Annotated in this window: 13 protein-coding genes; 2 read left to right on the forward strand and 11 right to left on the reverse strand. The window is 48.8% G+C overall.

Annotation, left to right across the window (positions count from 1 at the left end):
- Nucleotides 1–36: 36 nt before the first annotated feature.
- From gpAD87_RS14715 to argS, 5 genes are all read right to left on the reverse strand, one after another.
- The gene (locus gpAD87_RS14715) at nucleotides 37–684 is read right to left on the reverse strand and encodes a YdcF family protein (RefSeq protein ID WP_064639022.1); all 648 of its coding nucleotides are present in this window, start codon (nucleotides 682–684) and stop codon (nucleotides 37–39) included.
- Complete coding sequence (locus tag gpAD87_RS14720) at nucleotides 684–1,235, reverse strand: hypothetical protein (RefSeq protein ID WP_063566340.1); 552 nt, start codon at nucleotides 1,233–1,235, stop codon at nucleotides 684–686. Before gpAD87_RS14720 ends, gpAD87_RS14715 begins: the two co-directional genes overlap by 1 nt.
- A gap of 100 nt (nucleotides 1,236–1,335) precedes the next feature.
- Nucleotides 1,336–2,046 carry a hypothetical protein gene (locus gpAD87_RS14725; protein ID WP_064639023.1) on the reverse strand — a complete coding sequence of 237 codons (711 nt, stop codon included), beginning with the start codon at nucleotides 2,044–2,046 and terminating at the stop codon, nucleotides 1,336–1,338.
- Nucleotides 2,043–3,086, reverse strand: a complete 1,044-nt coding sequence (locus gpAD87_RS14730) for an ATP-binding cassette domain-containing protein (protein ID WP_064639024.1) — start codon at nucleotides 3,084–3,086, stop codon at nucleotides 2,043–2,045. Before gpAD87_RS14730 ends, gpAD87_RS14725 begins: the two co-directional genes overlap by 4 nt.
- Nucleotides 3,087–3,090: 4 nt before the next feature.
- Complete coding sequence (argS, locus tag gpAD87_RS14735; RefSeq protein WP_064639025.1) at nucleotides 3,091–4,830, reverse strand: arginine--tRNA ligase; 1,740 nt, start codon at nucleotides 4,828–4,830, stop codon at nucleotides 3,091–3,093.
- A gap of 130 nt (nucleotides 4,831–4,960) precedes the next feature.
- On the opposite strand from argS, the gene gpAD87_RS14740 reads away from it, so the two are divergent.
- Entirely contained in the window at nucleotides 4,961–5,326 is a 366-nt protein-coding gene (locus gpAD87_RS14740) for a hypothetical protein (RefSeq protein WP_157258469.1), read from the forward strand.
- Between the two features lie 143 nt (nucleotides 5,327–5,469).
- Here the strand turns inward: gpAD87_RS14740 and gpAD87_RS14745 are convergent, their stop codons facing one another.
- Nucleotides 5,470–5,805 (reverse strand): four-helix bundle copper-binding protein, encoded by a 336-nt coding sequence (locus gpAD87_RS14745; protein WP_063566344.1) that lies wholly within the window; start codon nucleotides 5,803–5,805, stop codon nucleotides 5,470–5,472.
- A 67-nt stretch (nucleotides 5,806–5,872) separates the two neighbouring features.
- Nucleotides 5,873–6,967 (reverse strand): CobW family GTP-binding protein, encoded by a 1,095-nt coding sequence (locus gpAD87_RS14750; protein ID WP_064639027.1) that lies wholly within the window; start codon nucleotides 6,965–6,967, stop codon nucleotides 5,873–5,875.
- A gap of 166 nt (nucleotides 6,968–7,133) precedes the next feature.
- On the opposite strand from gpAD87_RS14750, the gene gpAD87_RS14755 reads away from it, so the two are divergent.
- Complete coding sequence (locus gpAD87_RS14755) at nucleotides 7,134–7,655, forward strand: MogA/MoaB family molybdenum cofactor biosynthesis protein (RefSeq protein WP_157258532.1); 522 nt, start codon at nucleotides 7,134–7,136, stop codon at nucleotides 7,653–7,655.
- A gap of 41 nt (nucleotides 7,656–7,696) precedes the next feature.
- Here the strand turns inward: gpAD87_RS14755 and gpAD87_RS14760 are convergent, their stop codons facing one another.
- From gpAD87_RS14760 to gpAD87_RS14775, 4 genes are all read right to left on the reverse strand, one after another.
- Nucleotides 7,697–8,257: a hypothetical protein gene (locus gpAD87_RS14760; protein ID WP_231952579.1), complete on the reverse strand. Its 561-nt coding sequence runs from the start codon at nucleotides 8,255–8,257 to the stop codon at nucleotides 7,697–7,699.
- A gap of 68 nt (nucleotides 8,258–8,325) precedes the next feature.
- A complete protein-coding gene (locus gpAD87_RS14765; RefSeq protein WP_064639030.1) occupies nucleotides 8,326–9,345 on the reverse strand; it encodes an acrylyl-CoA reductase family protein in 1,020 nt (339 codons plus the stop codon).
- A gap of 101 nt (nucleotides 9,346–9,446) precedes the next feature.
- Entirely contained in the window at nucleotides 9,447–10,094 is a 648-nt protein-coding gene (locus gpAD87_RS14770; protein WP_064639031.1) for a hypothetical protein, read from the reverse strand.
- A 309-nt stretch (nucleotides 10,095–10,403) separates the two neighbouring features.
- The coding region (locus gpAD87_RS14775; protein ID WP_082935288.1) for a nicotinate phosphoribosyltransferase at nucleotides 10,404–11,788 on the reverse strand (1,385 nt) is incomplete at its 5' end.

Raw genomic sequence — 11,788 nt, forward strand, 5'->3', positions numbered from 1 at the left:
CAACATACGCAAAAAAAAGACAATCGCGCAGACCAGTCACTTTCCGTGCTGCTGCGGATTGTCTATCCATCCTTTGACCATATATCCCATATATAATATTGTTTCTCTTGCCAGAAAAGGAAATTGGCTGCGCCAGGTCTGGTAAGCCGTCGTTCGTGTTGGGGACGGGACGGCATCCATGCCGAGTCCGCTAGCGAGCTTCATCGCCCGTTTCATATGCAGCGGGTCACTTACAATGGTGTAAGTGCGAAACCCCGCCTGTTCTCCAACGCTAAGCGAGTTGACCAGATTCTCCTCCGTAATTCTCGACTCCGTCTCCATTTGAATATCTGCCAGATCTACACCATGTGCAACAGCATAATCTCGTCCTACTTCGGCTTCGGCACGCTCTCCTGCACTGCCAGAACCACCAGTAAAGAGCAGATGGCTGATCGTCCCCTGGCGATATAATAAAATGGCATGCTCAATACGTTCGCGAAATACGGGTGATGGGTTGTCCCCTTCTACGGCTGCACCAAGGATAATGGCTGCATCACTCTGTCTGGATGATTCCTCATCGGTGTAGGCCCAGATGAGCGATGCTGTAGTTATTGTCCATATGACTCCTATCAGTACTAGCGATGCAATGGAGATTACAAGCCAGTGTCTGCTTTTTAGTTTACGTATCCGGGACTTGCCTTCCATCACAATGATTCATCCTCTTCCAGTGCCCGGGCGTGCATGCTCTCTGCATGCATACGTTCGAGTGTCTGCAGCGCTGCCGCGGATTCAGCATCCAGCCCCAGCTCTGCAATCCAGGCACCTGTGTACTGCTGAAGACTAATCTCCAGTTCCTGTGCACGGTCTTTGAAATCTTCCAGCTCCTTGATCATACGTGATCGTCCTTCAGGACTGAATGTCTCATGAATTCGTTCCTTAAAATAGTGATGTACAATGCTATTACGCTGCTTCCATAGTTCATTCAACTGACGAGTCTCTTCCTCCGAAAAAGTAAAATGATGACGCACCTCATGAATGAGTTGCCCGAGTGAACTGCTCATCTTCCGTTCGTACAGATCTTCCAGATCTTCTTCGGAAACAACTTTGCCCTGGGACATTTTCATTAATAAAATCAGATTGACCAGTTGCTGTTCAAGCGCCTGTCCATAATATACAGCCAATCCGTAGTATGCAAACAATTCTCTGGAGTGTTCGCTGTCCAGCATGTCACCATGCTGCATGTCTGTCTTTTGCATAAGCGAGCCCCCTTTATCTCCGTACAATACATTCCATTCTAACGTCCCTCTATGGTAACGAAACATGGACCAACATTCAAGTTAAGCAGAATAATAGCCTCTAACTCCGTATATCCCTTCTACCCGATAACCATACATGAATGATAAGTAGAACTATGGCATAGAGTACAGCCCACACTGTCGTCAAAACCACAGCCCCCAAATCCGATTCTTCAAATAACATCAATTCACGAACCAGATAAAAGGCCGGAGGCAGAATCTTGACAACCCACTGCATGGATTCAGGCAAATGTCCGCTTAATGAACCTTGGACAAACGATAATAACATCACCACAATGAAAGGCGGCATGCTGCGACTCAGCATGGGAATGTATGATTTTTGGAAGAACACACTGAGCCCCAGACCCAGGAGCGACAACGCCAAATGTCCGGCCCAAGCCATGATCCACTCCCCAGTACTCGGTACCCTTCCAAACATGCCCGTAACAACCGGATATAACACGGTAATTGCAGTCAGACCAAACTGCATGATCAACGCACAAATTAATTGTGCGAAGACAACCTTGCGTTTGCTACCTGCATGCAGAACAAGCAATTGATACTGCACGGCAGGTTCCGTATTCATTACCGTTAAACCCAGCCAAGCCGCGCCAAAAAAGAGCAGCATGGCCGTAACGCTGTAACTGTCCGCAACCGGATTAGGTTTGTAGGAATAGATAAGCAGCATCGTAATGACATAAAAGATCACCGGCGCAACATATTTCTGTGAACGTATGTAATGTTTTAACAAATAACGAGTCAAGTAGATCATTGGAGGTCGCCTCCTGCCGTAGATATGGAGGAAAGGTTCTCAGCAACTTCCCTGCTTATAGCCTCACCCGGGTGCCGCCCCTCCATCAATCCTTCCATATTTAATCGGCTCTCTTCCGGCTGTACAGACACGATGGAACCGCCAGCTGCCAGAATCATTCCAATAATCCGATCTGCCGAACTGCGTGACACCTTCCAATCCCATACTTCTCGACCATAATCCTGACGAACCATGCCGCAATGGCATGCAATGATTCCCGGTTGATCAACAAGCAGCGATTTGATAACGGATTGTTCCAGCCCTTCCATCACACTTTGGATACTCACAGCGGGCTCACCAGCTTGCTGCAAATCTTCCTGACTCCAGCGACGCAGCACCGTTCCCTTCTGTAACACGATGACCTGATCTGCGAGACGTTCAATCAGCAATGGCTCATGGCAAGCTGTAACGATCTGGCTTCCTTCCTTTTTCCACTGTCTGAGCAAAGCTACAATTGCTTCCTGTGCCGGAACGTCCAGACCGGACAATGGTTCATCAAGCAGCAATAACCCATCAGGTCCAGGCAGCAAAGCCTGAATCAAATTCACCTTCTGCAAAGTACCTTTGGATAACTGAGGCAGGTTCTGATCCAGCGCCGTGCCCACGAATAACAGCTCACTCAATTCGCCTATCCGTTGTCGCAATATTTCAGGGCGCATGCCTCGAATACGTCCCATTTCCCACAGATACTCTCTTGGGGTGAAGGGCAGGCGTGGCAGTCCATCCAGTGCATACATAATCCGTCCATGCATAGGCTTGTGCATTGAGCCTGAGTCAGGCAGTAACATACCCGCCAGCACACGCAGCAACGTGCTTTTGCCTGAGCCATTCCTGCCCACCAGGACGATGCACTTCCCCTGACCTACTTCCAGATTGATATCATTCAATACCTGCACATCCCCAAGTCGTTTGCTCACCTGTTGTAGCGATATGATTCGTCCGTTTAAGTCTGCTGCTGCTTTGCCTGCTTTATCGAATAATCTACTTGTCTTCCATCCCATAGAATCACATCCGTTCAGGGGCCTGAACGCCCAGTAAATATAGGCTGTAGGCAAGACGCTCCGCCGTACGCTCTGTTAACGCCACCCGGAAGGGTTTGACGTCAGCCGGCGCATCCGCAATTCGTTCCGCATGGTAAAAGCGGTTGAACGCTTGGGCAACATCTATCGCATACTTGGCAATGACCGAAGGCTCGTTGCGATGAATTGCTTTTTCCAGATACTGCGGATAATCCGCCAGCAGTTTCAGCAATGCCCATGAAGTGTCACCGACCATGATCGGCTTATTCTGAGTGTTGGCCGCAGCATTGTTACTAACACTGCTAGAAACATGCTCTAATTGATTTTCATTTTCCACACGCCCCGCCTCTGCTGCCTTCGCAAGCACACTGTTAATCCGGGCATGTGTGTATTGCACATAAGGTCCTGTCTCGCCTTCAAAGCTCACCGCATCTTCGAGCGAGAAATCGACGTCGTTCAACCGGTTATTGCGCAGATCTCCGAATACAATCGCACCTACACCAACCGCTTCCGCAACCTCCTGCGAGTTCGGCAGATTCGGATTTTTCTCCTGAATAATCTGTAATGCCCGAGCAACCGCCTCATCCAATACCTCCTGCAAAAAGACGACTTTTCCCCGGCGGGTAGACATCTTCCGTCCTTCGAAACGCATCAAGCCAAACGGAATATGTTCACAAATCTCAGACCATGCATACCCCATCCGGGATAATACCGCAAAGACCTGACGGAAATGAAGCTTCTGCTCTCCCCCGACTACATACAGCATTTTATCTGCCTTCATCACATCATGACGATAAACGGCTGTTGCCAAATCCCGTGTTGGATAGATGGTTGTTCCATCGGTTTTGATAATCAGGCAAGGTGGCATATTCTCCTCCTCCAAACGTACCACCAATGCGCCTTCGCTCTCTTCGAGCAATCCTTTTGCTTTCAGTTCTTCAACTATTGCATCCATCTTGTCGTTATAAAAGCTCTCACCCAGCGTATGGTCAAACTGTACATTCAGACGCTCATACATCCGATTGAATTCTTTCATGCTCACTTCTACAAAAAAGGTCCATAACCGCTGCGCCTCTTCATCTCTTTGCTCCAGCTTGCGGAACCAATCTCGTGCCTCGATTTCCAGAGATGGATCATTCTCCGCCTCATCGTGAAAACGCACATACAGCTCCAATGAGGTACGAATTGGCGCAGCCTGTAGCGCTTCATCATTACCCCAACGTTTGTAGGCTGCAATCTGTTTGCCGAATTGCGTTCCCCAATCCCCCAGATGATTCACACTCACTGAAGTATAGCCTGCCTCGTTATATAACCGATACAATGCTGCCCCAATCACGGTGGAGCGCAGATGACCGATTCCGAACGGCTTGGCAATGTTAGGCGACGACATGTCGATCACGACGCGTGCACCTGCCCCCAGCTGCAGCTTGCCAAATGTTTTATGTCCCAGTTCTTGCAGCAGCTTCGGCGCCAGATCTTCCCGATTGAAACGGATGTTTACATAGGGTCCTGCTGGCGAAGCATCCAGCCCAACGGTCTGTAATTCGGCTGCGATATCAGCGGCGATAACCGCGGGTGCTTTTTTCAACGACTTGGCCAGAATAAAGCAAGGAAAAGCCGCATCTCCCATCTCCGCCTGTGGTGGAACCTCCAGTAATCTCAACACCTCGTCTTGCTTCAATCCCGTTAACGGAGCAAGTTGTGCTGCTGCCTGATTCATCAACATGTCGAACACTCCTAGTCATTATCGTATTTAGCCATGCTATAGAAAACAAAAAAAGCCCTCGTCTCTATATCAGAGACGAGAGCTGATCTTCACAGTTCCCGCGGTACCACTCTAGGTGAGCCTGCAGCAAATGTACATCTTAGTACATTCACAGCGTGCTCCGCTCGTTGCGATTAACGGTCGCCTGCCGGATTGCCCTCTAGTCCATGCTCTGCACGCTCTCAAGGATGTAAACATGCCTTCGGACAACCATCTCACGGGTGCGCTTCACTCAGGTCATGTCATACCGGCTTCCACCTGCCCCGGCTCGCTGTTATGCATGGATTCTGGCTACTCTCCCGATCACGGATATTCATCGTTTCAATTCATTGCCATCATTATACAGATCAAGCTCTGCTTTGGCAACCTGTTACATGCATTCCCCAATGGAGAGCCTGCTGGCGATAGAGGTTCACCCCATCTGGTGGAGAAGAACGTTACTATGCTGTATCCATAAAAAATCCCCTCCAGCAGACAACGTTGAAGTACATCTTATCGGATGTCTTATTACGTTGTCTTCTGTGAGGGGATTAGCCTGGCATCTTTGCAGATTGCCCGGGCTTTTTATTTTCAATCAAATTAAATTCAATCGAGTTATATTTACGCTACTGCGGCCATCATGCGGCAAGCCTCTGCACATTTGCGGCAAGCTTCTGCGCAAGCCTGGCAATGATCATGTTGATGTTTGCCACACTCAGCAGCACAAGCTTCACATGCTTTCACACATAGTTCGCAAATTTCAGCGATGAAATCACTTCCACGTGTCATGGATTGAGCAGCAAAATTGCAGATCTCTGCACATTCCCGATCCAAACGAATGCAATCACGCAGCATCGCCAGATCATATTCTTTCAGACTCGATATGTAACATACATTGCAAGCATTCATACACTCCAGGCAAGCATCGATACATTGTTGATATTGTTGTTGTGTCATTTAAAGTTACCTCCCAGACTAAGTTTGCTATGTTTCTTAATACCCCGTCTGGAGGAACCTTGAATCATTAAACCTGATTTGCCGCCTCTAATTCCAGCAATTGGTTGCGAATGACCGACTGATCGAAATGTTCACCTATAAACACAGCGACGTTAGGCACATCCCCCTGAGGCGTAATCTTCATATAATCCGATTCCCGGTAAGCATATTGGAACCAGAACCGGCTGGACGTATCGCTAAAAGATAAAATCCCTTTTGCCCGGTACACGTCGCGTGGTAACTCAGCTATCAAGCGCTCAAAAGCCTCACTGTTCACCGGCTGGGTGAAATAGTGTGTATATACCATGACATGTTCATGCGAAGCATGGGGATGGGCATGATTATGTCTATGGTTGTGATCATGATCCACATGCTCATGATGTTCATGTCCATGATCGTGGCTGCATCCATGCTCTGCGCAAGCCTCGGAATGTACGTGCTGTTCCTTATCCGCGTGTTTACTTGTTTTCTCAACAGATTGATAGGCATGCACATTGTCTCCACTACGAAGTAGCACATCCATATCAACTTCACACTTCACCGTAGGCAGTACCGGAGCAAAACCGTTCCAGCGTGCCAACAGGTCCCGTAGATCTGCCAACTGCTGCTGATTCACCCGGTCCGTTTTATTCAGGAGAAGTACAGACGCACAGCGAATCTGCTCCTGCATCAGCTTGAAGGTTTGTCCCTTCTGCTCCTGGTACAGCCCTGACAGATGCGCGGCATCTACTACAGTAATCAGGCTTCTCAGTTCCAGTCGCATATAGAGGGATGTTTCCGTTACTGCATCCAGAATCTCCATCGGGTTGGCTGCTCCTGTTGCTTCGATGATAATGACATCAGGCGATTCCTCCTGCACAAGATCAGCAAGTTGCAGCCCCAAGTCACCGCGCACGGTACAGCAAATGCATCCTCCCAACATTTCCGTCATGGGCACGGAAGCATCAACAATCTGACCATCCAGATTCACTTCACCCAGTTCATTCATGACAACGGCGGGCCGGAGACCTTGTTGCTGCCAATGTTCAATCAGTTGAACAAGCAGTGTCGTTTTGCCACTGCCCAAGAAGCCTGACAGTATATATACTGGTATGGATGATTCATTTGTTTTTAATTCACTCATCGTTGTTCACCTCTCAATTTATCCAATGGTACTGGTCTATCTCTATCCTAGCGAGTGTACACTATCCTGCAATCTTTGCGCAATCCTGGCCTTCTATTTGCAAGTCCATTGCCTCATTCTACTGAATGGTCTATGCTATGAGAACATGTTGATTGGAGGAGGATGTATTATGACCAATTCAGTGGAACAACATCGTCAGGAAGCCCCTGACACGGTATCCTGTATGATTGTAACCGTTTCAGATACCCGTACCAAGGACACTGATACAAGCGGACAACTTATGCATAAGCTGCTAACCGATTCAGGCTACCAGATCGTCGAATATATCATTACACCGGATGAAACTGAAACCATTCGAAGCATCCTGCAGGATGCAGCCGTTCGTGACGATATCGAAGCCGTGCTGCTCAGCGGCGGAACCGGAATTGCACCCCGAGATACAACATACGAGGCAGTGTCTTCACTACTCGACAAGGAGCTGCCTGGCTTTGGAGAAATCTTCCGCTTCCTCAGCTATACCGAGGATATCGGTTCTGCTGCCATTCTTAGCCGGGCGGTAGCCGGTACGATTGGGCGTACGGCCGTATTCTCCATGCCGGGCTCCAAGGGAGCTGTCAAACTGGCAATGGAAAAACTCATTTTGCCTGAACTGAGGCATGTCATGTGTGAAATATATAAACCCGTCTGAATAATCAGACGGGTTTTTCAGATTTATTTTAGTGGAGTCGATTACTTCAGTTGCTCAAGCACATGCTGGAATACCTGCATAACGTTTTCTTCATAATCGTCCTTTTCTCCACCCGAAGCCGTATAGACCAGTGACACATAGTCTTTGCTGCGAATCGTTGTTTTGCCAAGTACATTTTCCATCACAGCCTCATCGCCATCATTACCGTACATTTCGTTCATCCGGGCTACTCTTGTAGGGGCATCACTGAAAATGTGGACCTTTACAATATGTCTGCCACTTCCATTCAGCAGGTACATATAAGAGATTCCGTCCTCACCATCATCAGCGGACATATTATTCATCAACTTTATGCCTTTTGCAGCAAAAGCTTCATCCAGCTCCTGAATTAATGGACCATTTAACCCGTGACCTTGACTCTTTGCCCGAACATTTCCTTCATCCGTCGCTTGTCGGGTATATATTTTCCGTTCCTGCTCCACATTCGATGCTGAACACGCTACTACCGATATTGTACATAGCACCACGACCATACTAACCAGCCCAGACTTTACACGCCCAGATCTATAATGCAATCCTTTTCCGTTAACACGCATACTCATCCTTCCTTTCCCGCCACATGCACGGTGACGCTCTCAGGTAGAGTTAGCATGTCTAGGAGAAAAGAATCTTATTCGGCAGGCGTATCGGACATCGTATTAACTACCGTACGACCTACAGCACCGCCCTTGAGGATCGTTTCGAGTGTCTGAGGCAGTTGTACCCATGAGATTTCCTGAATCCCTAGCTCCAGCGCCCGATCCGGCTTCCATTCTCCGCCAAGCAGCTTCCATATCCGTTCCCGCCGTTCCATCGGGCAATAGACTGAATCAATCCCAATCAATTGAATCCCCCGCAAAATAAACGGAAATACGGTGGACTCGAATGCAGCGCCTCCGGTTAAGCCTGATACGGCGACAGCGCCTCCGTATTGAATCTGTTTCAGACGTTCGGCCAGTGCCGGACCTGCTGCCGGATCAATTACACCTGCCCAGAGCTGTTTGCCCATTGCTCCCTTGGCTGGCGCATCCGCTTCTTCGCGTGAAATGACGTGTGAGGCACCCAGATTTCGAAGCAGCTGCTCCTGTTGATCTTTTTTGCCTGTACTTGCTGTCACTTCAAATCCCAGCTTCGCCAGAATAGCTACTGCCATACTCCCTACTCCTCCGGTTGCTCCGGTCACCAGAATATTGCCCATCTCCGGAGTCACTCCAGCCCGCAACAAAGCATCTACCGAAAGTGCCGCAGTGAACCCTGCCGTTCCAATTGCCATCGCTTCCTTCTCACTGAGTCCATGCGGCAGAGGAACAAGCCATTCGCTGCGCAGACGCGCATATTGACTGTACCCTCCAAAATGAGAAACGCCCGGTTCGAAGCCTGTGCTGATCACCCGATCCCCCGGTGCAAACCGACCGCTCACGGATTCCTCTACAATCCCTGCAAGATCGATCCCCGGTACGATCGGATATTCGCGAACCACACCGCCCTTTTCAGTTGTGGCGAGACCATCTTTAAAATTGACGCTTGAGTATTGAACCTGTAGGGTTACGTCACCATTAGGCAAGTCCTCTTTCGTCAGCTGCTCCATAGCAGCCTTCACGCCACCCTGTTCTTCTTTACGCACGACATAGGCAGGAAAAGTATTCATCATTCGTTATCCTCTCCTCAGTTATAAATTTACTTATTTTTCTATTCATATCATGAATTGTTCGCATTCAATTTAAACAAGTATAAGGGCGACATCCGTCGAACTCAATCTCTCCGGCTGGTCATCAAATAAATGAGCGGGCCTATCAATGGGATCACCCCTGCAACGGCCCACCCGCGAGAACGACGATTGTCAGAAGCATCCCTGAACAATGCGATCACGGAAAGCAAAGTTAGGATGACGAAATCAATTGTCATAATATGTACAAAGGAAGACTCCCTGAACGCTTCCATGTATACATCAGGATTGTCTTGAGTCACTGCATAGAAGCCTGTGCCCAATGTAAGCAGCAGCAGAACCACATGGGTCAGCTTATGAGCTGCCACACGTCCAATACCCGATTCACGCTGACTACCAAAGGAGAGGCGTTCGGACCCCGAACCTCTGTGTGTTTGCGAGGACCACGCAAAATAAGGCAGCAGCGCAAAGGCTCCCAAACCAAAAGACAGCAACACAAAAGGCCACGCCGGTACACGAGATCCTCTCGCTTTCCCTGACCTCCTTAACAGCAGGCAAGCGAAAATAGCCGGATAAATCCCAAGCCACGAAAATACGGTTAGTAGCCAGGGTTCTTTGCTTTGCAGTGTGACCAGCTCTTTAAACACAGGGTCACTCCCAAGAGGCTGCCCAGGTACCCAAGTCCAGGCATACGCAATAAAGGCCACCCAGATCAGTGCCAAAATCCATCTCATGGTTGCACCTCCTCTTTCATTCATCCCCGGCTGATACACAGTTGAAACAGCCACAGAAACGGATCCTGTCGAAAGGCAAGCTCGGAAAGATGCAGCATTTGACGTCTCCTGCGCTTTCCCGAGAAATAATTGCTTCATTTCCCTGTAAACCTGCGTCCGTTGAAGGTATAGTATATCGCAGTTCATGGACTGTCTGTCCATGATGTTTCACACACCATCCATTCGTCATACGGGACAATTATCAGGAAAGAGGAAACCAAAAAGGCATAACCCGGCCTACTTTCTTCCGGTTATGCCCCTTTATTTGATTTATTCTTCGGTGGATTGCACGTGCTCAGCAATGAGCTTCTGCTTCATATTCCAGGCCGCAGGGCTGATATTTACGCGGTAAATCTCAGGATTGAGTTTACGCAGATATTCCGGCCAGAAGAGATCCATCTGCTCGCGGTGATAACTGCGAATCTCATCCAGGGTAGGCAGTTCATACACTTTTCGCCCATTCACAAAGATCGGTTCCAGCATGTTCACTGCTTCGTAGCGGGTTACCGTCTTTTTCAGATAAGGGTGTAGCGGGTTGAACAGCTTGAGCGGCCCGCCCTGTAGCGGCTGCTCTTCTCCTGGATAGCAGATATAATCTGCAATCGCCTTGCCATGTTTCGGATCAATGATCCGGAAGACTTCTTTTTTACCTGGTGTGGAGACTTTTTCGGGATTGGCCGAAATTTTGATCGTAGGCAGCATGGCACCATCCACTTCACGCTCCACCAATTTGTACACGCCACCCAAAGAGGGTTGGTCGGAAGCGGTAATTAGCTGTGTGCCCACTCCCCATGTATCGATGCGAGCTCCTTGCGCCTTAAGGTTGAAAATTGTATTTTCATCCAAATCGTTGGAAGCTACAATCTTGACGTAATCCAGTCCGGCATCGTCCAGCATTTGCCGAGCTTGAATGGATAGATACGCAAGGTCCCCGCTATCCAGACGAATGGCGTTCATCTTTTTGCCCTGGCTCTCCAGCTTCTTGGCAGTCTTGATTGCATGAGGAACACCACTGTTCAATGTATCAAACGTATCCACCAGCAGTGTCACTTGATCTGGCAGCACTTTGGCATAGACGTCAAACGCCTCCTGCTCACTCATAAAACTCTGCACCCAGGAATGAGCATGTGTCCCTGCTGTCGGAATTCCAAAGCGCTCTCCAGCCAGCATATTAGACGTTGCATGGAATCCTGCCACATACGAGGCACGCGCCCCCCAAATGGCCGCATCCGCTTCCTGTGCACGTCGTGTTCCGAATTCGAGCAATGTGTCCTGACTTGCCACCTGTTTGATCCGGGAAGCCTTCGTTGCAATTAACGTCTGATAATTCATGAAGTTAAGTATCGCCGTCTCCACCAGTTGTGTCTCCATAATGGAGCCTTCTACCCGAATGAGCGGTTCATCAGGGAAAACGAGCGCCCCTTCCTTCATGGAATGAATCGTCCCCTGAAATGAAAACTGGAGCAACTCTTCCAGAAAGACTGGATCGTAATTTTCCTCTTGTTTGGATAAATATTTGATGTCCTCCATCGTAAACCGAAGCTGGCTGATATAATTCACAATACGTTCCAATCCGGCAAATACGGCATATCCGTTGCCAAAAGGAAGCTTGCGGAAATAGGCTTCAAACACCGCTTTCCGTTTGTGAGTTCCAT

Source organism: Paenibacillus sp. AD87, assembly GCF_001659845.1.
GTDB lineage: Bacteria > Bacillota > Bacilli > Paenibacillales > Paenibacillaceae > Paenibacillus > Paenibacillus marchantiae.